The following is a 25,099-nucleotide window of genomic DNA, read 5'->3' as shown; positions in this document are numbered from 1 at the left end:
CCAGTCTGAGGAGACATCGATGTCAGCTCCGCGCGGCCCTAACCTGGGCTCCGGGTCCGGGATCTTCCGGCGGAAGCCGATCGAAACCATCGAGCACACCGGGGAAAGCGGCCTGCAGCGCACGCTCGGCCTGCGGCAGCTGACCGCGATCGGCGTCGGCGGCATCATCGGCGCGGGCATCTTCTCGCTCGCCGGTGCGGTCGCGAACAAGACCGCGGGCCCGGCCGTGCTGATCTCGTTCCTGATCGCGGGCATCGCGAGCGCCGCGGCGGCGTTCTCCTACGCGGAATTCGCCGGTCTCATCCCGCGCGCGGGTTCGGCTTACACCTACGGCTACGCGGTGCTCGGCGAGATCGTCGGCTGGTTCATCGGCTGGGACCTGCTGCTGGAGTACACGGCGATCGTGTCCGTGGTCGCGATCGGGATCTCCGGCTACTTCAACGATTTGCTGGGCTTCCTGCACGTGTCCTTGCCGAACTGGATGGCCGGCGCACCCGGTACAGAACCAGCGGGCGTCGCGGCAGGCTCCTACAAGGTCAATCTGTTCGCGGTGCTGCTCTGCCTGCTGATCGCCTTCATTCTCAACCAGGGCATGAAGAACGCGGCGCGCTTCGAAACGCTGCTGGTGTACCTGAAGGTCGGCCTGGTGCTGCTGGTGATCGTGGTCGGCGCCTTCCACATCCAGAGCGGCAACTACAGCAACTTCTTCCCGTTCGGCCTGAGCGGCGCTTTCACCGGCGCGGCAACGGTGTTCTTCGCGGTCTTCGGCTACGACGCCATGTCCACCGCGGCGGAGGAGTCGCAGGACTCGCAGAAGCACATGCCGAAGGCGATCATCTACTCGCTGGCGATCTCGATGGTGCTGTACGTGCTGGCCTGCCTGGTCCTGACCGGCATGGTGAAGTACACCGACATCAACCCGGAAGCGGCCTTCTCGAGCGCGTTCGCGAAGGTCGGCCTCGGCTGGCTGGGCGCGATCATCGCGGTGGGCGCCATCATCGGCATCCTGACGGTCTTGTTCACATTCCTGATGGGCGCGACGCGCGTGGGCTACTCGATGAGCCGCGACGGCCTGCTGCCAAAGTGGTTCTCGAAGACCCATCCGGTGCGCAAGGTGCCTTCGCGCATCACCTGGATCCTGGGCGGCGCTTCGGCGTTGATCGCGGGCGTGCTCCCCATCGGCGAGGCCGCGGAACTGACGAACATCGGCATCCTGCTGGCCTTCGTGGTCGTCTGCATCGCGGTGATCGTGCTGCGCTACAAGCGCCCCGACCTGCCTCGCACGTTCAAAACTCCGGGCATGCCGGTGGTCCCGGTCATCGGCGTGGTGTTCTCGATCTGGCTGATCACGTTCCTGAAGCCGGAAACCTGGCTGCGCTTCGCGATCTGGTTCGCGATCGGCATGGTGATCTACTTCGCCTACGGCAAACGCCACTCCGCCATGGAGCGCGGCGCGGACGCTGGCGACGGGGAGTCCGGCGGAGTCAAGTCCACTTCGGACTGAGCTCTTCGGCCGGATCGAACGGGTTGTGACGCGGGGGACGCCGTTGGTGGCGTCCCCCGCGTTTTCTTTGCGCTGCTGGTGAACTCGCTTCACCGGCCAGGTTCGCTCCGAAAACTCCGGAGCACAGCGCGGCCGGCACTGAGGCGATGCCTTGGTCCCGTGCACAATCGGGCACCGTTTCCGGTCCACCCGCACACACCGCCTCCGCGCTCGCCGCACGCGACCAGATCACGCATGGCGACTCGAGCCGGACTGCCACCGGGCCAGTATTCGAAACGCCGCCCGCGGCCACGCTGAACCTCAGTGCAGCCAGCAGCCGGGCCGCACGACCAGAGCACGGCAACCGGCCAACCCGCGGCGTTCCCGGCCTCTCGTCACAGCGGGCATCGCACCGTCGCGACCCCAGCCCTCGCCGAAGCCAGACGCCTCAGCGCAACCGATCGAGCCGTTCCGCCGCCGCCTTTGCCTCGGTGCGCAGGCGGGCCACGATCGAGGCCGCTGAGCCGTCACCGGCGAGCGGGTACGTCTGGCCCGCCCACAGCGACATCGCCTCCGGGTCACCGGCTTTGGCGGCCGCCGCGCGGACCGGTTTGCTCAGGTGGTGCAGTTGCGGGTACGCGGCTGGCGCGTCGGCGGAGAGGTCGCTCAGGACGCGGTTCACCATGCCCCGCGCCGGACGTCCGCTGAACGCGCGCGTGAACGCTGTCGTCCGGCCGGCTTCGGCGAGCGCGCGGCGTTGGGTGTCGCCGGTGCCGGCTTCCGTCGCGAGCAGGAAAGCCGTGCCCAGCTGCGCCGCCGACGCACCGGCGGCCAGCACCGCCGCGACGTCGGCGCCGTGGACCAGTCCCCCGGCCGCGATCAACGGCAGGCTCGTGCGCGCGCCGAGCAACCGCAGCAGTGCGAGCAGGCCGTATTCCTCGCCGCCGGCCGGGCTGCCCGAGTCGTCGGTGAACAGGCCGCGGTGTCCGCCGGCTTCGAAGCCCTGCACAACCAGCGCGTCGGCTCCGCGCGCGGCGGCGAGGTCGGCTTCCTCCGGGTTCGTGACGGTGACCGCGACCTTGCCGCCCGCCTCGTGGATCCGCTGCACCTCGGCGGACGTCGGCGCGCCGAAGGTGAACGACACCACCGGAACCCGGTGCCGCACGACGAGGTCGAGTTTCGCCGGGTACTCGTCGTCGTCCCACACCGCGTCGCCGAGTTCGACGCCGTAGCGGACGGCTTCGGCCAGCAACCGTTCGCGGTGCGCGCCGAGATCGGCCACCGACCGGCCGCCGGGGACGAACAGGTTCACGCCGAACCGGCCGCTGGTGAGGTCGGCGGTGTGCGCGATCCGGGCGTCCAGCGTCTCCGGGCTGAGGTAGCCCGCGGCGAGGAAACCGAATCCGCCCGCGGCCGTGACGGCGCCGACCAGCTGCGGAGTCGTCGGCCCGCCCGCCATCGGAGCCACGATCACCGGGAACTCGAGATCATCGAACATGTCCCCGAGCCTAGTGCCGCACCGGAAATGCGCCGGGCCGCCGCCGCGTTGCAGAAGAGCATGACGGCAACCCTGGAACAGCTCCGCGCGCTGACGGTGGAGGAGAACGGCCTCGCCACCGTGGCCACGACCCGCGCCGACGGCACCGTGCACGCGTCCGTCGTGAACGCGGGCCTCCTGGACGACCCGGTGACCGGCAAGCCGAGCGTGGGCTTCGTCGCCGTCGGCGGCGCGCGCAAACTCGCCCTGCTGCGCCGCAACGGCCACGCGACCGTGACGTTCCGCCGCGGCTGGCGCTGGCTCTCGGTGACCGGCCCGGTCCGCCTGATCGGCCCGGACGACCCCGACCCCGCCTTCCCCGCCGACGGCCTCCCGCCCCTGCTGCGCGAGGTGTTCCGAGCCGCCACCGGCACCCACGACGACTGGGCGGAGTACGACCGCGTGATGGCCGCCGAACGCCGGGCCGCGGTGTTCGTGGAGGTCGGCAAGATCATCGGAAACGGCTGAGCCGACCCCGGTGCTGCGCGCACGAGCGGTTCGGCTCATCCCCTCCCGGCAAGCGCCTCGGGCACCACCCGGACCGGAAACGGCCGCCGCGCTTCGAAGACCTCTGTGCCCGCGGCTTTGGCGATCCGCTGGTAACAGCCGTCTTCGTCGAGTTCGAACACGGTCAGTTCGGGTGCGACGGGGTCGATCACCCAATAACTCGGCACTCGCAGCCGCTCGTAGACCGCTTTCTTGGTGTTCAGATCATGGATCGCCGTGCTCGGAGACAGAATCTCGACCGCGAGCACCGGGGGCGCCGGCAGGTCCTTGGCGGTGAAGTCTTCGCTCCAGCCCACCAACACATCCGGTTGCAGCTCCACCCGATCGCCGACGTGCACCGCGAACGGCGCGCCCAGGACGTCGAACTCCGGCGGGCAAGCGGCCTCCAGCACGTGATAGAGCCGGTATCCGATCTTCTGATGGCGGTATCCGGGCGCCGGAGTCACGAGCAGCGCCCCATCGATGAGTTCGTAACGGCGGCCATCATCCGGCATCCCCTCAAGGTCCCGCACCGTCATGGGACCGGACCCGGGCGGATTCTGGCTCTCCATCATGACCGTCATGGTGCTCTCCTTTCCCTGTTCGCGCCAGAGAATCCCTGTCAGCAATTGAGGACACCACCCGCCACCGACAAAAAAACGGCGGCCCCGGAAACCCGGAGCCGCCGTTCACCCGAAGGTGGTGCTACTTCTTGTTCTTCCCGTTGTCCTCAGTGGACAGTGCCGCGACGAAGGCCTCCTGCGGCACTTCCACCCGGCCGACCGTCTTCATCCGCTTCTTGCCTTCCTTCTGCTTCTCCAGCAGCTTTCGCTTCCGCGAAATGTCGCCGCCGTAGCACTTGGCGAGCACGTCCTTGCGGATGGCGCGGATCGTTTCGCGCGCGATGATCCGCGAGCCGATCGCCGCCTGGATCGGGACCTCGAACTGCTGCCGCGGAATCAACTCGCGCAGGCGGGTCGCCATGCGGTTTCCGTACGTGTAGGCAGCGTCCTTGTGCACGATCGCGGAGAACGCGTCCACCGTCTCGCCCTGCAGCAGGATGTCGACCTTCACCAGGTCCGCCACCTGCTCGCCGGACTCCTCGTAGTCGAGCGACGCGTAACCGCGCGTGCGCGACTTCAGCGTGTCGAAGAAGTCGAAGATGATCTCCGCCAGCGGGATCGTGTAACGCAGTTCGACGCGGTCCTCGGACAAGTAGTCCATGCCCAGCAGGGTGCCGCGCTTCGCCTGGCACAGCTCCATGATCGTGCCCACGAACTCCGACGGCGCGAGGATGCTCACTTTGGACACCGGCTCGTGCACTTCGGAGATCTTGAGCCCGCCCGGCCAGTCCGACGGGTTCGTGACGACGACCTCGCTGCGGTCCTCCAGCACCACGCGGTACACCACGTTCGGCGCGGTCGAGATCAGGTCGAGGCCGAACTCGCGCTCCAGCCGGTCCCGGGTGATCTCCAGGTGCAGCAGGCCGAGGAAGCCGCAGCGGAAGCCGAAGCCCAGCGCGACCGACGTCTCCGGCTCGTAGGTCAGCGCGGCGTCGTTGAGCTGCAGCTTCTCCAGCGCCTCGCGCAGCTCGGGGTAGTCCGAACCGTCCACCGGGTACAGCCCGGAGAACACCATCGGCTTCGGTTCGCGATACCCGGCGAGCGGTTCCGTCGCGCCGTGCCGCTCGGACGTCACGGTGTCGCCGACCTTCGACTGGCGCACGTCCTTCACGCCGGTGATCAGGTAGCCGACCTCGCCGACGCCGAGTCCCTTGCTGGCCTTCGGCTCCGGCGAGATGATCCCGACCTCGAGCAGTTCGTGCGTCGCGCCGGTCGACATCATCTTGATCTTCTCGCGCGGCGTGATCTTGCCGTCCACCACGCGGATGTACGTCACGACGCCGCGGTAGGTGTCGTAGACCGAGTCGAAGATCATCGCGCGGGCGGGCGCGTCCGCGTCGCCCACCGGCGGCGGGACCTGGCGCACGCATTCGTCCAGCAGCTCGGTCACGCCCATGCCGGTCTTCGCCGACACGCGCAGCACGTCCGAGGGCTCGCAGCCGATGATGTGCGCGATCTCCGCCGCGTACTTCTCCGGGTCCGCCGAGGGCAGGTCGATCTTGTTCAGCACCGGGATGATGTGCAGGTCGTTCTCGAGCGCGAGGTACAGGTTCGCGAGCGTCTGCGCCTCGATCCCCTGCGCGGCGTCGACCAGCAGGATCGCGCCCTCGCACGCCTCCAGCGCCCGCGAGACCTCGTAGGTGAAGTCCACGTGGCCGGGCGTGTCGATCAGGTGCAGGACGTGGTCCTTGCCGTCCACCTGCCAGGGCAGCCGGACGTTCTGGGCCTTGATCGTGATGCCGCGTTCCCGCTCGATGTCCATGCGGTCGAGGTACTGCGCGCGCATGGCTCGCTCCTCGACGACGCCGGTCAGCTGCAGCATCCGGTCCGCCAGCGTCGACTTGCCGTGGTCGATGTGGGCGATGATGCAGAAGTTGCGGATCAACTCCGGCGGCGTGAAGGTGGTGTCGGCGAACGTCTTGGGCGCTGTCACTCGGGCTGTCCTCGGGATGGTGGGGGATGTCCGTACCCCATCGTCCCATGGACCTCCGGGTGCGGGTGGGGGTCATCCCCGATGCGGCCCCGCGCGACTCGTGATGACCTCGAAGCATGAGCACTTCACCCTCCCCCTCGCCGCCCGGTCCCGGCGTCCTCGACGCCGCCCTCGACCGGGCCTTCGGCCATCCCAGCGGGCTGCTGGGCAGGCTCGGCGGCAAGCTGATGGCGATCGGCAACGCCGCGACCGAGCACCGCGTCGTCGGCCTCGCCCGCCTCGAACCCGACGAGACCGTGCTCGTCATCGGCCCCGGCCCCGGAGTCGGCCTCGACGCGGCGAGCAAACTCGCCGGCGAGGTGATCGGCGTCGAACCCTCCCCGCAGATGCGCGAACTCTGCACGGACCGCTGCGGAGACCGCGCCGAGGTGCGCGCGGGCAGCGCGGCCCGGACCGGTTGCGCGGACGCGTCCGCGGACGTCGTGCTGACCGTGAACAACGTCCAGTTCTGGGAAGACCGCCCGGCGGCCTTCGCCGAATTGTTCCGCGTGCTGCGGCCGGGCGGGCGGCTGCTGCTTTCGGCGCACGAGAAGTGGCTTCCGGTGACGCGGCACGAACTGGCCGGCGAAGCCGCCGCCGCGGGATTCACCGACCTGCAGACCTGGACCTGGGACCCGCCGGGGTTCGCCGCGCTCGCCGCCCAGCTCCGGGCCGTGAAACCGGCCTAGCGCTGGTCGCGGCGCAACGGATGGTCCTCCGGGACCTCGACGAGCACGATCCGCAGCCCGTCCGGGTCGGCGATCCACGCCTCGTCGGTGCCCCACGGCTCGCGCCGGGCCTCGCGCACCGGTTCGACCCCGCGTCCGGCGAGTTCGGCCAGCGTCGCCGGGAGATCGCGGACCTGGAGGAAAAGATTGACGTCCGGACCGGGCCCCGCCTCGCCCGTGCCGACCACCTCGATCGACCCGCCGCCGGCGAAGAACCGCGTGCCGCCGGGGAACTCGCGCTCGATCGCGAGGCCGAGGGCATCGCGGTAGAACGCGGTGGACACCTCGTGGTCGCGGGGGTGGATCAGCACCCGGCTGCTCAGTACGTCCATGGCTCCTGCCTACCCGAGCGGCTCAGGCGACCGCAATCGCAGCGATCCCGGCCAGCACCACCAGCGATCCGGCGAGGCGGCGGACCGCGTTGCGCTCGCGGAGCACGAGCCAGGCCGCGACCCCGCCGAAGACGATCGACAACTCGCGCGCCGGCGCGACGAGGCTGACCGGCGCGATCCGCAGGGCGTACAGGACGAGCAGGTATCCGGCGGGCGAAGCGAGCCCGACGATCAGCACCTCGCGCCGGTGGTCCCGCCACAGCCGCTTGACCTCGGACCGGCCGCGGGCGGCGGACGGCGCGAGCAGGATGCTCTGGCCGATCGCGCCGCCGCCGAAGTAGACGAGCGGAGGCACGCCGAGCGACGTGACCGAGTGCGCGTCCCAGAGCGTGTAAGCCGCGATGACCGTTCCGGTGGCGACGCCGTAAAACACTCCGGCACGGCGAGCGTTCGCGTCGCCGCTGCTGCCGCCGAGGCTGATCACCAGCACTCCCGCGACGACGAGGAAGGCGCCGACCAGCCCGAGCACGCCGGGCCGTTCGCCGAGGACCGTGACAGCCACGAGCACCGACACCAGCGGTCCGGTGCCGCGGGCCAGCGGGTAGACGATCGACAGGTCGCCGACCTCGTAGCCGCGCTGCAGCACGATCCCGTACACCACATGCAGCACCGCGGTGCCCAGCGCGGCGAACAGCCAAGTCCATTGTGGACGCTCGGGTTCGACTGCCAGCGCGACCGCGATCGCCGGGAGCATCGCCGCGGCAGAAACCGTGTAGTAGAGCCAGACGAATCGCGGACCGCCGCCGGAAACCCGTTTGGCGGCGAGGTTCCACGCGGCGTGCACGACGGCGGCGACGAGGACCATGGCGAGGGCAGAGGTGTTCATCTGCGACCCTTTCAGGTTTTCAGCGCACGCTGAAGACCGGGTCCTCCAGGCTTTTGTCCCGTCAGATGAACGGCAGGGCTCGGTGTCCCGCCGAAGGTGCCGCTCGGACCAGGCCCGCCCGCCCTCGTTGTCTTTCGCGACCCGCTCCGCGGGACCACGGGCAGGCGACGGAACCCTAGGCACTACCGAGATCCACCGTAACCGAGCCGCGGACGGAACGCCGAACGGTTGCCGGCTCCGGGGCCGTCTCCAGCGCCGCGAGCAGGGCTGTTAAGATTTTCGACTGTTGCCGTGCGGCATTCCGTCAGGGAGGAAACCCGGCAGTCCCTCGGGACTGATCCGGAGCCACACGAAACGCGGCAGCGACCTTCACCGAGTGAAAGAGGAACGCCTCCATGGCCAACATCAAGTCGCAGGTCAAGCGCATCACGACGAACGAGAAGGCGCGGCAGCGCAACCTGGCGATCCGGTCCTCGGTGAAGACCGCGATCCGCAAGTTCCGCGAGGCCGCCGACGCCGGTGACAAGGACAAGGCCCTCGAACTGCAGCGCGACGCCGCTCGCAAGCTCGACAAGGCCGTCACCAAGGGCGTCATCCACGCCAACCAGGCCGCGAACAAGAAGTCGGCTCTCGCGAAGCGCGCGAACCAGCTCTGAGCGCAGTCTTTCCGGAAGGCCCGGCGGCTTTGGCTGCCGGGCCTTTTCCGTGTGCTGAGCAGGGGACGGCTCCGGCTCCGGAGGAACGGTCGCGGCGGCAGACGCCTTGAAACTCAGCGGTCTCCCTTGGCCGCGACCACGTCGAGGACCGCGCGCTGCAGCGCGTAGTTCGCATCGGCCGCCGCGCCCTTGACCTCGGCGTTCAGCCGCGCCACGACGCGCATCGCGGTCGCCAGGCCGTCCTGGCCCCAGCCGCGGGACTGCCCCTGCGCCTTGCGGATCTTCCACGGCGGCATGCCCAGTTCGCCCGCCATCTGGTTCGGGTTGCCGCGCCCGGCCGCGGACACGCGAGCGATCGTGCGGACCGCGTCGGCCAGCGCGTCGGCCACCAGGACGTGCGGGACGCCCAGTTGCATCGCCCACTGCAGCGACTCCATCGCGGCTGCCCGGTCGCCCGCGACGGCCTTCTCCGCCACCGCGAAGCCGGTCACGTCGGCGCGTCCGGTGTGGTAGCGGCGGACCGCCTGCTCGTCGACGACTCCCCCGGTGTCGGCGACCAGCTGCGTCGCCGCCGAGGACAGCTCGCGCAGGTCCGAACCGACCGAGTCGAGCAGCGCCATCAGCCCCGCGGCGTCGATCTTGCCGCCCGCTCGGCGCACCTCGTTGCGGACGAACGCCTCGCGCTCGGCCGGCTTGGTGAGCTTGGGGCATTCGGTGATTTCCGCGCCCGCTTTTTTCAACGCGCCCGGCAGTGCCTTGGCAGCCTTGCTCCGCCCGCCGCCGCTGTGCACGACCACGAGGACGATGCCGTCGGCGGGTGCCTTCACGTACGCGAGGACCGCGTCGGACAGCTCCTGCGAGATGTCCTGCGCCGACTCCAGCACGATGACGCGCCCCTCGGCGAACAGCGAAGGGCTCACCAGCTCGGCCAGCACAGGCGGTGTGAGATCGGACACCCGCATGCGCGTGAGGTCCGCCGTCGGGTCCGCGGCCTTGGCCGCGTCGAGAGACGCTCGCACAGCCCGTTCGATGAGCAGTTCTTCCTCGCCCGTGACGAGGTGCAGCGGCGCGGGTGCGGTGGTCACCCGGCCATCTTCTCACCCGGCCGCCGGGCCGTCCGCTCCGGTGATGTGGGCCGCCTCCGTGGCACGAGCTGATCGGGATGTCGTACGGTGTAGCCGAGGACGCGCCCACCGGCGCTCCGACAACCGAATACCGCTCATCCAGAGGGGCAGAGGGAACGGCCCGACGAAGCCCCGGCAACCGGCGTACAGCCTGTCATCCCGCGATCGCGGGGTAGCTGACGACCACGGTGCCAATTCCGGCCCGCTTCGGCGGGGCAGATGAGGAAAGGAACCTCGCGATGACTGCAGCCCTCAGCGCCACCTCCGCCAACAAGACGATCGACCTCGGTCCGGCCGTCGAACTGGTGTCGAAGGAAGAAGGGCACCGGCAGCCGCTCGCTCCGGAATTCGTCTCCGTCGAAGACTTCTCGCCGCTCGAGGTCGCCTACGACTTCGGCCACGTCCGCCGCGAGGACATCGAGGCGGGCCCGCGCAACATCTGGCGTTACAAGAAGCTCCTTCCCGTCCCCTCGACCGTCGAGGAGACTCCGAACACCGAACCCGGCTGTACCAGGCTCGTCCGCGCCGACCGGCTCGCGAAGGAACTCGGCCTCAAGCGCGTGTGGGTCAAGGACGACACCGGCAACCCGACGCACTCGTTCAAGGACCGCGTGGTCGCCGTCGCGCTCGCCGCCGCCCGCGAGTTCGGTTTCGAGGTCCTCGCGTGTCCGTCGACCGGCAACCTGGCCAACGCGACCGCCGCCGCGGCGGCCCGCGCCGGCTGGCGGTCGGTCGTGCTGATCCCGAAGAGCCTCGAACGCGCGAAGATCCTCACCACCGCCGTCTACGACGGCGACCTGATCGCCGTCGACGGCAACTACGACGACGTGAACCGGCTCGCCACCGAACTGGCCGCCGAGCACCCGAAGTGGGCGTTCGTGAACGTCAACGTCCGCCCGTACTACTCCGAGGGCTCGAAGACGCTCGCCTACGAGGTCGCCGAGCAGCTCGGCTGGCGCATCCCCGAGCAGATCGTCGTGCCGATCGCCTCCGGTTCCCAGCTCACCAAGGTGGACAAGGGTTTCCGCGAACTGGGCCAGCTCGGTCTCGTGGACGCCAGCCCGTACAAGGTCTTCGGCGCACAGGCCACCGGCTGCTCGCCGGTCTCCACCGCGTACCGCAACGGCCACGACGTCGTCCAGCCGGTCAAGCCGGACACGATCGCCCGCTCGCTCGCGATCGGCAACCCGGCCGACGGCCCGTACGTGCTCGACGTGGTCAACCGCACCGGCGGCGCGATCGAGGACGTCACCGACGAAGAGGTCGTCGAAGGCATCCGGCTGCTCGCGCGCACCGAAGGCATCTTCACCGAAACCGCGGGCGGCGTCACCGTGGCGACCGCGAAGAAGCTCGTCGAAACCGGCAAGCTCGACCCGGACGCCGAAACCGTCCTCCTCATCACCGGCGACGGCCTCAAGACCCTCGACGCGGTCGAGAACCACATCGGCCCGAAGGCCACCGTGCCGCCGTCCGCCGAAGCCGTCGCCAAGGCGCTCGGCTACTGACGCACCGGCCCGGGGTCCTCCGCACTACCGCGGGGGACCCCGCGGCTCGCCCCGGCGCACAACCGCCGGGCCGCTTCCTTCCGGCAGGACGGCGGTGTCACCGTCCACATCGGTCCGGGTGACCAGCACTCCCATCGTGCCGAGAACGTCCACTGTGGACTTGCTCGGATGGCCGTATCCGTTGCCCGCGCCGACACTGATCAGCGCCGTGCGCGGCCGCACCGCCGCGAGGAACTGCGGCAGCGAATACCGCGAGCCGTGATGCGGCACCTTCAGGACGTCCGCTCGCAGGTCGACGCCCTCGGCGAGCAGATCCGCCTGTGCGGCCAGTTCGACGTCTCCGGTCAGCAAGACCCGGCCAGCCGCTGTTTCGGCGCGCAGGACGACCGAACTGTTGTTGATCATCGTGCCGTCCTGCAACGCCGGTGCACGCGTGGTGGCGTAGCGCGGACCGAGCACCTCCAGCGACAGCCCCGGCCATTCCAGCCGCTGCCCATCGCTCAACTGCGCCAGCGGCACGCCACGGCGCCGCGCTTCGCCGGAAACCGACTGCCACGCCCACGCCGGAGCACGCCCTGGTCCAACCGCGATCGCACCGACTGCCCGACCGTCGAATACCGAGGCGAGACCGCCGATGTGATCCGCGTGCAGGTGACTCAGCACGAGCAACGGCACCCGCTCGACGCCCAGCCTTCGCAGGCATTCGTCGACCGGCCCTGGTTCCGGCCCGGTGTCGACGACCACGGCGCGGCCAGGCTCGGCGGTGGCCAGGACGACCGCATCTCCTTGTCCGACATCGCATTCCACCATCGCCCAGCCGTCCGGCGGCCAGCCAGGTGCCAAGACTTTGGCAGGCACGACCGTCAACAGCACGACGACCAGTCCGATCGCCACCAGCAGCCGGATCCGACGAAACCGCGCCGCCACCACGACTGCGACCAGCAAAGCCGCCGCGCACAGTCCGCCCCACCAGCCGCCAGGCCAGGACAGCGTCGCGCCCGGCGCTCTCGCCCCATGCCGGGCGACGGTGATCAGCCATCGGGCTTCCGGACCTGCTGCGTGGATCAGCACCTGACCCGCACCTGGCCACCACGGTCCGACGACTGTTGCCAGCACTCCCAGCACAGTCACCGGCGCAACTACTGGCGCCGCAAGGACATTGGTCACGACGGAGACCAGGCTGACCGTGCCTGCCATACCGGCGATGATGGGCGCGGTGACCACGAACGCGGCTAGCGGAACAGCGAGCCCTTCGGCGTAACCGGCTGGAACTCCCCTTCGCACCAACGAATCCGCCCAGCGCGGCGCGAGCAGCACCAGCCCCGCCGTGGCGAGCACCGACAGTGCGAAGCCGAAATTACCCGCCATCGTCGGATCCCACGCCACCAGTGCGCACACCGCGAAGGCCAATGCGGGCAACGCTGAACCACGTCGTCCCAGTGCCAGCGCGAGCAGGCCGATGCCGCCCATGACGCCTGCCCGCACCACGCTCGGTTCAGGGCCCACCAGGACGAGGAATCCCGCCAAGCAGGTGCCAGCCGCTGCGGCGGACAACCTCGGACCTGCTCGGACCAATCGGCACAGCAGCAGGACGGCTCCACCGATGATCACAAGGTTCCCGCCGCTCACGGCCATCAAGTGGGTGAGCCCGGAGGCCTTGAACTCCCCCTCGACCCGTTGCGGCAGCGCGCTCGTGTCGCCTAGCACCAGTCCGGGCAGAAGGCCCGCTGGTTCTTCCGGCAGGATCGCGCACAGCGAATGCAAGCTGTTCCGCAGGGCCGCAGCGGCTTGCTGCCACCACGGTGCTGGCCCGACGCCGACTGGCGCGGCACGAACGGAGAGGACTGCCGCGGTTAGCTCGCCGCCGCGTGCGGGCAGGAGGCGACCGGACGCCGTTACCTCCTGGCCGGGCAGCAAGCCGCCCCATTCCGCGACTGGTGCCAGCAACAGGGCCCGGCCGGTCGATTCGACTGGCTGACCGTCCACTGTGGCCGTTGCGACCCGGGCGGGGATCGCCACCGACCTGGTTCCTGCTTGCTGGTCCGCATAGCCAGCTTGGTGAATCGGCCGCGGCCGCTCGCTGATCTCGACCCGCAGCGTCGCGGTGACGCCACGTGCGGCAGCGGCCCCCAACGGGTCGGACGCTGCGTCGTGAATGCGCAGCGCGGTTGGCACGGCAGCAATGAGCCCGACCAGCAGCAGCGCTCCCCCGGCTCCGACGTATCTGGCACGACCGCGCGCTAGGAGCACTGCAGCGCCGACCACCGCTACGGCACCGATCACTGTTGCGACCCACCAGCCGAGTTGCAGTCCGGCGAGCGTGGCCGCCCATCCGGCGACGGCAGCGGGAACGAGACGGAAATCGTGATCGCGCCGCGCCTCTTCCTCGATTTCCAGCTTCATCCGACGGTCACCTGCTCGCGGAGCTTCTCGAACTTGCTCTGGCCAATGCCGTCGACGTCGCGGAGTTGTTCCACGCTCGAGAATCCGCCGTGCTGGGTGCGCCAGTCGGTGATCCGCCGGGCGGTGACTTCACCGACGCCGGGGAGGCTGTCGAGTTGGTCGGCGGTCGCGGAGTTCAGGTCGACTTTGCTGGCTGCGGCTCCTGAGCCCGCCGGCGCTGCTTGCGCAGCCGGGACGCCGACCGCCACCTGCTCCCCGTCGGTGAGTTTGCGGGCGAGGTTCAGTGCGGTCAGGTCGACGCCTGGGTTGGCACCGCCCGCTGCGCGGAGTGCGTCGGCGACGCGGGAACCCGCCGGCACGGTAACCAGCCCCGGCGAGCGCACGTGGCCGACTACGCTGATTACCAGGTTCTCGTTGGTTTTCGACGCGTGCGGCACTTGCGCACGCGCCGCCGGGAGCGGCGGGGCGACTTCGGCCGCGGGTGAGCGACCGAAGATGGCCAAGCCTCCGGCGATGACGGCAGCGGCTGCCAGCAAAGCCAGGGCGAAGATCATTCCCCGGCGGCCCAGGAAGCCCGGCAGACCGGTTGAGCCGGGGAGCCAGCGACGGGCCAGGCGATGTTCGGTGTGTTCCGGCAGCCAGCTGCGGACCAGTTTGCCGCCTGGCAATGGGCTTTCCGGAGGGGTTGGGCTGTCGGCGAGTGCGGACAGGCGGGCTTTGCGGCCCGGTGGCCGCACGAGCGGCGCACCGTCCGCCGACGGGCCGCCCAGTAGTGGTGAACTGTCAGCAGACAGCCCAGCTTTCGAACCCGCGGTGCGGGAGTGCGGCATTGCGCCGTCAGCGCCCGCAGACGGGCGAGAGTTCGGTTCCCACTCCGTGCCCGTGGGCGGCTGGCTGCCTGCCGTTGCCGCCGCACTCCCCCGGCTGCGCGCTGACCGGCCCGCGCGACCGAGAGGCAGCCAGCGGCGTGCCGGCCCGCTGCCGGGTCCGGCGAGGTGCGGAACGGCGGCCAGCTGGTCGGCCAGCCAGGTGAGCCTGACGTTGACGGGAGTGCCCTGGTCTCGGGCGGAGTGCTCGAACACACGATCGACGCTAGGCGTCGGCCGGTCCGGCGGCGAGAGGGTTCCGCGCGATCTGTGGACAACCCGCCCCTTGGGGACAACTCGCCGGTCAGCGCAGGTCACGCGCCGGAGCTTGTCGGGGCACGCGGTCATACTGGCGGGTTCGGCCTGCGGCACCGGTGATCGAAAGGCCTTCGCATCCGCCGACCTCATCCGCCAGACCTGGCAGCCAGCCGTCGAACGGGAGCTTGCCGCAGCTGTGGACCACAACGGCCTGATCTTGGGCCCGATCTCTGGGCAAGAAGAACTCGATCTCTTCTGCCGACTCACTTACGCCCTCGACCACGAACTCGCCACCGGCCGGAGTGGACGTGGGTCGCGCTCCGCGGCGGCGAGGTCGTCGCCAGGGCAGCGTGGTGGGGCCGCGTCGACGAACCTGTCCCGTTTCTGCTGGACTTCTTCGATCTTGAGGAGGTGACCGTCGGCGCTCGGCTGCTCCGGACCGCGAAGGCGGAAATCTTGCCTCAAACACCTGACTGGCGCGAAAAAGCCGAGACCCGGCGCGTTGTCGAGGACCGGATGACCGCGCTCGAACAGACCGGGGCTCGTCTGCTCGCCGAGCGGCCGCGTTTCGAGCGGCGGCAAGGGACTCCGGTCGCCCCGCCATACAAACGGCTGGTCTTCCGGAAGATCCGCGGCGAAGACGAGGTCCTCGACTTGATGACCCGAGTCTTGGACGGAACGCTCGACGCCCACAGCCGCGACGATCTCGCCCGAATGTCCGCTCGCGAAGCGGCGATCCGGCATTACGAGGACGAATTGGCGCACGACCGCAGCCTGCGGGACTGGTGGCGGGTCGCCGCGCTGCCCGACGGCACGCCGGTCGGGTTCGTCACGCCGGCGCGCAACGATTACCACCCCGTCATCGGCTACCTGGCCGTCCTGCCCGAGCATCGCGGCAACGGCTACCTCGACGAAATTCTCGCCGAGGGCACTCGAATCCTTGCCGCCCAAGAGGTTCCGCGCATCCGGGCGGCTCCGGCACCCTGATTACCGCGGGCCGGAGTTCGCCGCGCTCGGCGCCGAACTCGCCGGGGAAGGGCACCTCGACCCGCGGATACTCGGAAAAGCCGCTGGCCACGACGAACAAGACCTCAAGCGCGTCTGGCACCTGCTCGCGCGATTCGGCAACCCGGAATCCGGTTAGGCGCGCTGCACGACCACGCCGAGCACGCCAGGCCCGGTGTGCGCACCGATGACCGCGCCGATCTCCGACACCACGCATCCCCCGGCGCACCCCGGGATCGCTTCTTCGAGCCGGTTCGCCAGTTCGACGGCTCGCTCCGGCGACGCGAGATGATGCACCGCCAGTTCGACCGGCCCGGTGCCCGCCGCCTGTACGGACAACTCGACCAACCGCCCGATCGCGCGGTTCATCGTGCGCACTTTCTCCAGCGGCAGAATCCGGCCGTCGGACATGTGCAGCACCGGTTTAACCGCCAGCGCGGTGCCGAACAATGCCGCGGCCGAGCCGATCCGGCCGCCGCGGCGCAGGTGTTCCAACGTCTCGACCACGAACAACGTCGACGACCGTTCGGCCGCTTTCGTCGCGGCCTCTTCGACTTCCGCTGGGCTGGCCCCGGAAGCGGCGGCGTCCGCGGCGTGCAGGGCGGCGAAGCCCAAACCCATCGCTGTGGTGCGGGAATCGACGACGCGGACCCGGTCCGAGCCGACTTCTTCCGCTGCCAGAACGGCGGCTTCCCAGGTGCCGGACAGCTCTCTCGACAGGTGCACTGACACGACCGCGTCCGCGCCCGCGTCGAGCGCGGCCCGGAATTCGGTGGCGAACTCGGCGGGAGTCGGCCGGGAAGTCGTGACGATCTTGCGCTCCCCCAGCGCTTCCGCGAGCGCGGCGGGACCCATCTCGATGCCGTCGAGCGAGCACGCCCCTTCCACGAGGACGTGCAAGGGCACCACCCGCACCGAGTGCCGCTCGGCGAAGCCTTCGGGCAGGTGCGCGGTGGAGTCCGTGACCACGGCGACCGACACGTCGTCAGCCTACGTGGCCGGAGCCGAGGTGCGGGGCAACGAGTTTCGCCATCGCGGTGCCGACGGCTTCGTGTCCGGCCCATCCCCAGTGCATGCCGTCGGGATTTCCCGCGCCGCTCAAGACATGTTCGCCAACCACGCCGGGCGTGTCGAGCAACGGCACTTCGCGTCGCGCGGCCCACGAAGCGATTGCAGCGGCCGCTTCGGCGCGTCCCGTGTGTACGCGTCCGTACGCATCAGCGCGGTGCACCGAAGGCAGCATCCCGAACACAGGCAACTCAGGCCGCAACGCGCGCAACGCTTCGACGGACTGGTCCAGATAGCTCACGGTCAGCCGCGCAGGAAGCACGCGAGGACGTCCGCGCATCACGACAGACAACCGTGGCTGCGCAGCGAGATAGGCGCCGCGTACAACGCGACGCACGCCGTCAGGGCGAAGATAGCGAAGGCCCTGACGCAGATAAGTCGGCAACGGTGACGGCAGCGTGTCCATGTGGCCGACAGCGAGCACGACAGCGTCGACGCGCCGCAGATCCGCCCACACGCGCGGGTCGCCAGTGAGAGACCACCACAGGTCGCGTGCGGTCCAGCCGATACCTGCGACGAGGTCGGCTTGTCCGGACAGCGCGTTCGCCGCGACGTTGGGCCACAGGCGCGGATCGTCGGCCGCGCAAGGGCCCTCGGGGCCGTGGAAACAGAGTGAATCGCCGAAGACGAGCAACTGGGGGCTCATTCGGGTCAGCCGGTGATGCCCGCGTTGTACGCGTGCAACCGCCACTTCCCCTCGCGGTGGCCGAGGTCGACCCAGTGGCAGTTCATGATCCCGCCCAGCGACGGCCAGACCTCGACCGGAAGGCCGAGCAGCTTCGCCGTCAGCGCGAGGATCAGGCCGCCGTGCGAGGCGAGCAGCACCGATTCCCCGGCTCCGGAGTTCGGCTGCATCAGGTCGTCGACCACCTCGGCCGCGCGTTCGGCGACCTCGACGCGGGACTCGCCGCCCGGCGGGGCCCACGCGGCGTCGCCGCGCCACAGCTCGCGATCGCCGGGATAACCCTCGTCGACCTCGGCCCCGGTCAGGCCCTGCCACTCGCCCAGATGCGTCTCGCGCAGCCGCTTGTCGATCTGCAGCGGCACGCCGATCGCCTCGGTGAGCACCGTCGCCGTGTCAGTGGCGCGGCGCAGATCGGACGCGATCACCAGCTCCGGCGCGAACCGCGCGAGCGCGGGCACGGCGAAGCGCGCCTGGTTCCAGCCGACCGGGGTCAGCGCCGAATCGAGGTGTCCCTGCATGCGGCCGGCGGCGTTGTAGTCCGTCTCGCCGTGCCGCCAGAGCAGCAGCCGCCGCGGGCTCACGCCTCCGGGCCGTCCGCGTCGTCGCTGTCGTTGGCGGGGACCGTCGCCAGCCCTTCGACCTCGATCCGCGGGCAGTCCTTCCACAGCCGCTCGAGGCCGTAGAACGAGCGCTCGTCCGCGTGCTGGACGTGCACGACGACGTCGACGTAGTCGAGCAGCACCCACCGGCCCTCGCGCGCGCCTTCGCGCCGCACCGGTTTGTGCCCCTCCAGGCGGAGCTTCTCCTCCACGTTGTCGACGATCGCGCCGACCTGCCGCTCGTTGGCCGCGGACGCGATCACGAACGCGTCGGTGATCACGAGCTGCTCGGACACGTCCAGCACGACCACGTCGCTGGCCAGCTTGTCCGCCGCCGCGTGCGCGGCCGCCACCGCCAGGTCCCGTGCCTCGGACGTCGCTGCCACAGTGCTCCTTCAAGATTTCGGGTACGCCCGGACGAGGGTACCCGGTCAGGCATCGGCGTCCTTGCGGTAGAGGTCCTTCTTGGCGATGTAGCGCACAACGCCGTCGGGCACGAGGTACCAGACCGGCTCGCCGCGTTCGACGCGTTCGCGGCATCCGGTGGACGAAATGGCCATGGCGGTGACCTCGACCAGGCTCACCTTGCCGCTCGGCAGATGGTGCGAATTGAGCCGGTAGCCCGGCCGGGTGACGCCGATGAAATGCGCGAAGTCGAACAGCTCGCCGGCCTTGTGCCAGGTGAGGATCTGCTCTAGGGCGTCGGCCCCGGTGATGAAGAACAGCTCGTCGTCCGGGTACTCCTCGTGCAGGTCCCGCAGCGTGTCGACGGTGTAGGTCTGGCCGCCGCGGTCGATGTCGACCCGGCTCACCGAGAAGACCGGGTTGGACGCGGTGGCGATGACCGTCATCAGGTAGCGGTCCTCGGCGCGCGTGACGCGGCGGCCGGACTTCTGCCACGGCTGCCCGGTCGGCACGAAGATGACCTCGTCGAGCGCGAACCGCGACTGGACCTCGCTGGCCGCGACGAGGTGGCCGTGGTGCACGGGGTCGAAGGTGCCGCCCATGACCCCGATCCGGCGTGGTGACATAGCCGGTGAGCCTATACGCGCGGGCACGCGAGGGCTTCCCGTCGCGACTGCGACCTAGGTTACTGTTGTGACATGAGTCACATAACTGTGCGTTCTCAGGTGGAAACTGTCCGTCGCGGTCCGGGCGGCTCCCGGATTGTCGGGGGCATGGGGTAGACCGGGGGACGTGGACATCACCGACACCACCCCAGACCTCCGGACCCGCGCGGAAGCCCTGCTCCGGGCGCTCGCCGGGGACAGCGCCGCCCTCCGAGAGGACCAGTGGACCGCCATCGAGGCGCTGGTCGCGCACCACCGGCGCGCGCTCGTCGTGCAGCGCACCGGCTGGGGGAAGTCGGCCGTGTACTTCCTCGCCACCGCGCTGCTGCGGGAACAGGGAGCGGGACCGACGGTGATCGTGTCGCCGCTGCTCGCCCTGATGCGCAACCAGATCTCCGCCGCCGCCAGGGCGGGGATCCACGCGGCCACCATCAACTCGGCGAACGCGCAGGAGTGGGACCAGGTCCAGGCGTCGGTGGCCGCGGGCGAGGTGGACGTGCTGCTGGTCAGTCCGGAACGGCTCAACAACCCGGACTTCCGCGACAGCGTGCTGCCGAAGCTCACCGCCAGCGCCGGCCTGCTGGTGGTGGACGAGGCGCACTGCATTTCCGACTGGGGCCACGATTTCCGGCCGGACTACCGGCGGCTGCGCACGCTGCTGGGCGATCTGCCGGAAGGCGTGCCGGTGCTGGCCACCACCGCGACCGCGAACGACCGGGTGGCCACGGACGTCGCCGAGCAGCTCGGCATCGGCGGCGAGACGGACACGCTCGTCCTGCGCGGTCCGCTCGACCGGGAAAGCCTGCGGCTGGCCGTGGCCGAACTGCCCAGCGACGAAGCGCGGCTGGCGTGGCTCGCCGAACACCTGGCGGAGCTGCCGGGGTCGGGCATCATCTACACCCTCACCGTCGCCGCCGCGCACGACGTCACCGCGCTGCTGTCCGATCGCGGTTATCCGGTGGCCGCCTACACCGGCAAGACCGATCCGGCCGACCGCCAGGCCGCGGAGGACGACCTGCTGGAGAACCGGGTCAAGGCGCTGGTGGCGACGTCCGCGCTCGGGATGGGCTTCGACAAGCCGGACCTCGGGTTCGTGGTGCACCTCGGCGCGCCGTCGTCGCCGATCGCCTACTACCAGCAGGTCGGCCGCGCCGGCCGTGGCGTCGAACGGGCCGAGGTGGTGCTGCTGCCCGGACGGGAGGACAAGGCGATCTGGGCGTACTTCGGGTCGCTGGCGTTCCCGGACGAACTGCGCGTCACGCAGGTGCTCAACGCGCTCGCGTACGCCGACCGTCCACTTTCGACAGCCGCACTGGAGCCGTCGGTCGAGCTTTCCCGGTCTCGGCTGGAGATGGTGCTGAAAGTGCTCGATGTGGACGGTGCGGTGCGCCGGGTGCGCGGCGGCTGGGAGAGCACCGGCCAGCCGTGGGAGTACGACCGGGAACGGTACGAACGCGTCGGTGTCGCGCGGGCGGCGGAGCAGGAGGCGATGCTCGGGTACATCCGCACTGGCGGGTGCCGGATGGAGTATCTGCGGCGGCAGCTCGACGATCCGGAGGCAGCGCCGTGCGGCCGGTGCGACAACTGCACCGGGGAGCACTGGAGCACGGCGGTGTCCGACGAGATCGCGGGCGCCACGCGGGAACGGCTGGACCGGCCCGGGGTCGAGGTGGCGCCGCGGAAACAGTGGCCGAGCGGGATGAAAGGGCTCGACGTGCCGCTGTCGGGCCGGATCAAGACGGAGGAGCAGGCCGAGCCGGGACAGGTGCTCGGCCGGCTCACGGACGTCGGCTGGGGCGGCAGGCTGCGCGAACTGCTCGGCCCGGGCGCGCCGGACGCCGAGGTCCCCGACTCGGTTTTCGACGCGTGCGTGAAGGTGCTCGCGGGATGGCAGTGGGCGCAACGTCCGGTGGCGGTGGTGGCGATCCCGTCGGCGACGCGGCCGCAACTGGTGGACAGCCTCGCACTGCGGCTGTCGGCGATCGGCAGGCTGGACTACCTGGGAGAGCTGGCGTCGGCCGGACCGCCGCCGCGGCAGGCGAACAGCGCGCAGCGGCTGGCCGATCTGTGGCGGAGGCTGAGCCTGCCGGAGGACGTGGCGGCGAGCGTCGCGCAGACGCGCGGGCCCGTGCTGCTGGTGGACGACCTGATCGACACCGGCTGGACGATGACACTGGCGGCACGGCTGCTGCGCCGGGCCGGGGCGGAGGGGGTGCTGCCGTTCGCGCTGGCCACTACTGCTTGAGGCGAGCTGGGCCTGGGTGGCTGGGCGGGACGGCATGGGTGGCCGGGGTCGGCGGCTGGTGGGCGCCTTCATGCCTGGGCCGTCGTGCGGGATCGGCTCGGCGGCTTGGAGGCTAGGCGCGATCGGCTCGGCGGCACGATCGGCTTCGGCGGCTAGGCGGCTAGGCGGCTAGGCACGATCGGCTTCGGCGGCTAGGCGGCTAGGCACGATCGGCTCGGCGGCGAGGCGGCTAGGCGCGATCGGCTTCGGCGGCCGGAGGCGACGGCTGGCTGCCAGGCGCGGCGAGCGGGGACCGGGCGCGAGGCCGCCGACGTTCCGTCTGCTCGCACGGCGACCGACGAGCCACTCGCATCCCAGCAGCATCGCCTGCGGCAACGGCAATCCCGCGTCACGGACCGCAGTGGGACAAGCACCAACTGCCATCCTTTGCCGGGATCTACCGATCTCCGGGCATTTCTGGCAAAGTCCCGTTCCACCCGTGCGGACGTGTGGAGGTTGCCCGATGGCCGGTTCTGCGACCGAAGGCATCGCCCGGCATCGGTTGCCGGTGCGGAAGTTGTTCGCTGCCAGCGCGGGCAATGCGCTCGAGTGGTTCGACTGGACGATCTACGCGACCTTCAGCATCTACTTCGCCGGCGCGTTCTTCCCTCCTGGCAACGAAACGCTCGCCCTGATCAACACGTTCGCGACCTACGCGCTCGCGTTCTTCTTCCGGCCGCTCGGCGGCGTGCTGCTCGGGCGGTTCGCCGACGTGCACGGGCGCAAGCCCGCCATGATTCTCACCATTTCGCTGATGGCGGGCGGGTCGGTCGCGATCGGGCTGCTTCCCACGTTCGCGCAGGTCGGGTGGCTCGCTCCGATTCTCCTGCTGCTCGCGCGGATCGCGCAGGGGCTTTCGCTCGGCGGCGAGGTTTCCAACGCTTCCGCGTACCTCGGCGAGGTCGCGCCCAAGGAGCGGCGGGGGCGCTACTCGTCCTTCTTCTACATCTCCACCGGGTCCGCGGTCCTCATCGCGACGGTGCTCGGGTTCGTGCTCGCCCGCACGATGGACAAGGCGCATCTCAGCTCGTTCGGCTGGCGGATTCCGTTCCTGCTCGGCGGGGTGCTCGGGCTGGTCGGGCTGTGGCTGCGCCGCAGTCTCGCGGAAACCGAGCTGTACCACGAGAAAAAGGAGACCGCGCGGCAGGTTCAGCGGCCGCTGCTCACCACGATCACCCAGCATCCGCGGGCGGTCGGGCAGCTCATCGGGTTCTCGATGCTCTCGACGCTGTGCTACTACACCTTCTTCAGCGCCCTCACGTCCTTCGCCGTCAAGGGGCGCGGCGCGGACGACGTCGACACCTTCCTCGCGCTTTCCATCGCGACCGCGCTGTTCGTCGTCCTCCAGTACCCGATGGGCGCCCTCGCGGACCGGGTCGGACGGCGGCCTCAGCTGCTGGTCTGGTCCGGGGCGACGGCACTCGTCATCGTCCCGCTCTCCTACCTCGTGCGGCCCGGGTTCGGGAATCTGCTCATCGTGTTCTGCGTCGGCCTCGCGCTCTACACCGCGATGACCTCGCTCGCCCCGGCGATCATGAGCGAGCTCTTCCCCACCGAACTCCGCGGGCTCGGCATCGGCGCTTGGTACAACCTGACCGTCGCCGTGTTCGGCGGGACCGCGCCGCTCGTGCTCAGCGCGTTGTCCGCGGCGGGCGCTGCCACCGCGTTCTTCTGGTACGTAGCCGCCGGGGCGGCGATCGCGTTCTTCGTGATCCTCCGGATGCCCGAAACGAAGGGCAGCGAACTGAGGTAAACCCGTTCGCGCGCGGTCGGTAGGCTTTGCCGATCGACTACGCGAAGGAGGGACACCGTGCGCAAGCCCGAGGTTAGTGAGGAACTGGCCCGACGCGTGGTGGCCGCTCTCCGCCGCGCCTTCGACGTCGATCTCGACCCGTCCGCGGCGCTCATCGCGGTGTCCACTCGCGACGGTGTCGACTACCAGTGCAACCTGGCGATGAGCCTCGGCAAACGGCTCGGCAAGCCGCCGCGCGAGGTCGCCGCCGGGATCGTCGAGAACCTGGAACTGGACGGCGTCGCCGACCGGCCCGAGATCGCCGGGCCCGGATTCCTGAACTTCGTGCTGCGCCGCGAATGGCTCGAGCAGCGCGTCGCCGAGCAGGCGAAGGACGACCGGCTCGGCGTGGCGGAAGCCGAACAGCCGCGCCGGGTCGCGCTCGACTACAGCAGTCCCAACGTCGCCAAGGAAATGCACGTCGGGCACGTGCGCTCCACGGTGATCGGCGACGCGATCACCAGGCTGCTGCGCTTCGCCGGGCACGAAGTGCTGCCGCACAACCACCTCGGCGACTGGGGCACGCCCTTCGGCATGCTCATCGAGCACCACCTCGACGAACCGTCCGGCGACCGCAGCGACCTCAACGCGTTCTACCAGGCCGCGCGCCGGAAGTTCGACGCCGACGAGGCCTTCGCGAACCGCTCCCGCGAGCGGGTGGTGAAACTCCAGAGCGGCGACCCGGAAACGCTCGCCTTCTGGCAGGAGCTGGTCGACGAGTCGACACGGCACTTCAACGCCGCCTACCGCAGGCTCGGCATCACGCTCACCGACGACGACATCTACGGCGAAAGCTTCTACAACCCGTACCTGGGCGAGGTCGTCGACGAACTCGAAGCCGACGGGCTCACCGAGATCAGCGACGGCGCGGTCTGCGTGTTCCCCGAGGGCTTCACCAACCGCGAGGGCGACCGGCTCCCGCTGATCGTCCGCAAACGCGACGGCGGCTACGGCTACGCGGCCACCGACCTCGCCACCGTCCGGTACTGGACCGCCGAACGCGGCGCGACCGACTTGCTGTACGTCGTCGGCGCCCCGCAGGCACAGCACTTCGCGATGGTCTTCGCGGTGTCCCGCGCGGCAGGCTGGCTCGACGGCGTGCACGCCGAGCACATCGGGTTCGGCTCGATCCTCGGCGCGGACGGCAAGGTGATCCGCACCCGCGCCGGCGAGACGATCAAACTCTCCAGCCTGCTCGACGAAGCGGTCGCACAAGCCGCGGAAGTCGTTGCCGAGCGCAGTCAGCTCAGCAAGGAAGAGCAGCAGGAGGTCGCGCACGCGGTCGGGATCGGCGCGGTGAAGTACGCCGACCTTTCCAGCGACCGCGAACGCGACTACGTGTTCGACTGGGACCGCATGCTCGCCAAGGACGGCAATACGTCCGTCTACCTGCAGTACGCGCACGCACGGATCGAGTCGATCCTCGCCAAGGCAGGCGAAACCGCCGAAGAAGCACCAGTGCTGCTCAAAGAACCGGCGGAACGCGCGCTCGCGCTGACGCTGCTGCGGTTCAGCGAAGCGATCAGCGCGGCGACGTCCGCGTACGCGCCGCACAAGCTCTGTACGTACCTGTACGACACCGCAGTCACCTTCTCGCGCTTCTACGAACAGTGCCCGGTGCTGACCGCGGAGACGTCCGAGCTGCGCGCTTCGCGGGTGCAGCTCGCGAAGCTCACCTCGCGCACGCTCGTGCAGGGCTTGGGGTTGCTGGGCATCGAAGCCCCGAACCGCCTCTAG

22 protein-coding genes and 1 riboswitch are annotated in these 25,099 nt (G+C 69.9%); of the genes, 9 read left to right on the top strand and 13 right to left on the bottom strand.

What is annotated here, in order from left to right; translation table 11 throughout:
- The first annotated feature begins 19 nt into the window (after positions 1 to 19).
- On the top strand, positions 20 to 1,504 hold the full coding sequence (locus tag H4281_RS29630) for an amino acid permease (protein WP_182894185.1): 1,485 nt from the start codon (positions 20 to 22) through the stop codon (positions 1,502 to 1,504).
- A 427-nt stretch (positions 1,505 to 1,931) separates the two neighbouring features.
- Here the strand turns inward: H4281_RS29630 and H4281_RS29625 are convergent, their stop codons facing one another.
- Positions 1,932 to 2,981 (bottom strand): NAD(P)H-dependent flavin oxidoreductase, encoded by a 1,050-nt coding sequence (locus H4281_RS29625; RefSeq protein ID WP_182894184.1) that lies wholly within the window; start codon positions 2,979 to 2,981, stop codon positions 1,932 to 1,934.
- Positions 2,982 to 3,041: 60 nt separating this feature from the next.
- On the opposite strand from H4281_RS29625, the gene H4281_RS29620 reads away from it, so the two are divergent.
- Positions 3,042 to 3,488 carry a pyridoxamine 5'-phosphate oxidase family protein gene (locus tag H4281_RS29620; protein WP_182894183.1) on the top strand — a complete coding sequence of 149 codons (447 nt, stop codon included), beginning with the start codon at positions 3,042 to 3,044 and terminating at the stop codon, positions 3,486 to 3,488.
- 35 nt (positions 3,489 to 3,523) lie between these two features.
- Here H4281_RS29620 and H4281_RS29615 read toward each other — a convergent pair whose 3' ends face one another.
- A complete protein-coding gene (locus tag H4281_RS29615; protein ID WP_182894182.1) occupies positions 3,524 to 4,090 on the bottom strand; it encodes a Uma2 family endonuclease in 567 nt (188 codons plus the stop codon).
- A 121-nt stretch (positions 4,091 to 4,211) separates the two neighbouring features.
- Entirely contained in the window at positions 4,212 to 6,062 is a 1,851-nt protein-coding gene (lepA, locus tag H4281_RS29610; RefSeq protein WP_182894181.1) for a translation elongation factor 4, read from the bottom strand.
- A gap of 116 nt (positions 6,063 to 6,178) precedes the next feature.
- On the opposite strand from lepA, the gene H4281_RS29605 reads away from it, so the two are divergent.
- A complete protein-coding gene (locus tag H4281_RS29605) occupies positions 6,179 to 6,790 on the top strand; it encodes a class I SAM-dependent methyltransferase (protein WP_182894180.1) in 612 nt (203 codons plus the stop codon).
- Here the strand turns inward: H4281_RS29605 and H4281_RS29600 are convergent.
- Both H4281_RS29600 and H4281_RS29595 read right to left on the bottom strand, forming a co-directional pair.
- On the bottom strand, positions 6,787 to 7,161 hold the full coding sequence (locus H4281_RS29600; protein WP_009081033.1) for a VOC family protein: 375 nt from the start codon (positions 7,159 to 7,161) through the stop codon (positions 6,787 to 6,789). The genes H4281_RS29605 and H4281_RS29600 overlap by 4 nt on opposite strands.
- Before the next feature lie 22 nt (positions 7,162 to 7,183).
- Positions 7,184 to 8,047 carry a DMT family transporter gene (locus tag H4281_RS29595; RefSeq protein ID WP_182894179.1) on the bottom strand — a complete coding sequence of 288 codons (864 nt, stop codon included), beginning with the start codon at positions 8,045 to 8,047 and terminating at the stop codon, positions 7,184 to 7,186.
- 395 nt (positions 8,048 to 8,442) lie between these two features.
- Between H4281_RS29595 and rpsT the strand changes: the two genes are divergently transcribed.
- Entirely contained in the window at positions 8,443 to 8,703 is a 261-nt protein-coding gene (gene rpsT / locus H4281_RS29590; protein WP_182894178.1) for a 30S ribosomal protein S20, read from the top strand.
- Positions 8,704 to 8,816: 113 nt separating this feature from the next.
- Here the strand turns inward: rpsT and holA are convergent, their stop codons facing one another.
- Positions 8,817 to 9,788, bottom strand: coding sequence for a DNA polymerase III subunit delta (holA, locus tag H4281_RS29585; RefSeq protein WP_182894177.1), 972 nt, complete (start codon positions 9,786 to 9,788; stop codon positions 8,817 to 8,819).
- 131 nt (positions 9,789 to 9,919) lie between these two features.
- Positions 9,920 to 10,053: riboswitch (SAM riboswitch) on the top strand.
- 13 nt (positions 10,054 to 10,066) lie between these two features.
- On the opposite strand from holA, the gene thrC reads away from it, so the two are divergent.
- Positions 10,067 to 11,332, top strand: coding sequence for a threonine synthase (gene thrC / locus H4281_RS29580; protein WP_182894176.1), 1,266 nt, complete (start codon positions 10,067 to 10,069; stop codon positions 11,330 to 11,332).
- A 24-nt stretch (positions 11,333 to 11,356) separates the two neighbouring features.
- Here thrC and H4281_RS29575 read toward each other — a convergent pair whose 3' ends face one another.
- Positions 11,357 to 13,735, bottom strand: coding sequence for a ComEC/Rec2 family competence protein (locus tag H4281_RS29575; protein WP_182894175.1), 2,379 nt, complete (start codon positions 13,733 to 13,735; stop codon positions 11,357 to 11,359).
- Positions 13,732 to 14,472 carry a helix-hairpin-helix domain-containing protein gene (locus tag H4281_RS29570; RefSeq protein WP_312872201.1) on the bottom strand — a complete coding sequence of 247 codons (741 nt, stop codon included), beginning with the start codon at positions 14,470 to 14,472 and terminating at the stop codon, positions 13,732 to 13,734. Before H4281_RS29570 ends, H4281_RS29575 begins: the two co-directional genes overlap by 4 nt.
- Before the next feature lie 843 nt (positions 14,473 to 15,315).
- Here H4281_RS29570 and H4281_RS29565 point away from each other — a divergent pair.
- On the top strand, positions 15,316 to 15,846 hold the full coding sequence (locus tag H4281_RS29565) for a GNAT family N-acetyltransferase (RefSeq protein ID WP_182894173.1): 531 nt from the start codon (positions 15,316 to 15,318) through the stop codon (positions 15,844 to 15,846).
- A 153-nt stretch (positions 15,847 to 15,999) separates the two neighbouring features.
- On the opposite strand, the gene H4281_RS29560 is transcribed toward H4281_RS29565, so the two are convergent.
- From H4281_RS29560 to nadD, 5 genes are read right to left on the bottom strand one after another with little or no spacing between them, the layout of a single operon-like run.
- Positions 16,000 to 16,845: a DegV family protein gene (locus tag H4281_RS29560; RefSeq protein ID WP_182894172.1), complete on the bottom strand. Its 846-nt coding sequence runs from the start codon at positions 16,843 to 16,845 to the stop codon at positions 16,000 to 16,002.
- Between the two features lie 4 nt (positions 16,846 to 16,849).
- On the bottom strand, positions 16,850 to 17,578 hold the full coding sequence (gene octT / locus H4281_RS29555) for a diglucosylglycerate octanoyltransferase (protein WP_037813716.1): 729 nt from the start codon (positions 17,576 to 17,578) through the stop codon (positions 16,850 to 16,852).
- A 5-nt stretch (positions 17,579 to 17,583) separates the two neighbouring features.
- Positions 17,584 to 18,198: a histidine phosphatase family protein gene (locus H4281_RS29550; RefSeq protein ID WP_182894171.1), complete on the bottom strand. Its 615-nt coding sequence runs from the start codon at positions 18,196 to 18,198 to the stop codon at positions 17,584 to 17,586.
- Positions 18,195 to 18,602 carry a ribosome silencing factor gene (rsfS, locus tag H4281_RS29545; protein WP_182894170.1) on the bottom strand — a complete coding sequence of 136 codons (408 nt, stop codon included), beginning with the start codon at positions 18,600 to 18,602 and terminating at the stop codon, positions 18,195 to 18,197. Before rsfS ends, H4281_RS29550 begins: the two co-directional genes overlap by 4 nt.
- A 45-nt stretch (positions 18,603 to 18,647) precedes the next feature.
- Positions 18,648 to 19,247, bottom strand: a complete 600-nt coding sequence (gene nadD / locus H4281_RS29540) for a nicotinate-nucleotide adenylyltransferase (protein ID WP_182894169.1) — start codon at positions 19,245 to 19,247, stop codon at positions 18,648 to 18,650.
- 166 nt (positions 19,248 to 19,413) lie between these two features.
- On the opposite strand from nadD, the gene H4281_RS29535 reads away from it, so the two are divergent.
- From H4281_RS29535 to argS, 3 genes are all read left to right on the top strand, one after another.
- A complete protein-coding gene (locus H4281_RS29535; protein ID WP_182894168.1) occupies positions 19,414 to 21,531 on the top strand; it encodes a RecQ family ATP-dependent DNA helicase in 2,118 nt (705 codons plus the stop codon).
- Positions 21,532 to 22,033: 502 nt separating this feature from the next.
- Positions 22,034 to 23,323: an MFS transporter gene (locus tag H4281_RS29530; RefSeq protein WP_182894167.1), complete on the top strand. Its 1,290-nt coding sequence runs from the start codon at positions 22,034 to 22,036 to the stop codon at positions 23,321 to 23,323.
- Positions 23,324 to 23,380: 57 nt separating this feature from the next.
- Positions 23,381 to 25,099, top strand: a complete 1,719-nt coding sequence (gene argS, locus H4281_RS29525; RefSeq protein ID WP_182894166.1) for an arginine--tRNA ligase — start codon at positions 23,381 to 23,383, stop codon at positions 25,097 to 25,099.

It is taken from the genome of Amycolatopsis dendrobii (genome assembly GCF_014145675.1).
Taxonomy (GTDB): Bacteria; Actinomycetota; Actinomycetes; order Mycobacteriales; family Pseudonocardiaceae; genus Amycolatopsis; species Amycolatopsis dendrobii.
Note: the sequence above shows the minus strand (reverse complement) of the source record. Positions and strands in the feature narration are given on the sequence as shown.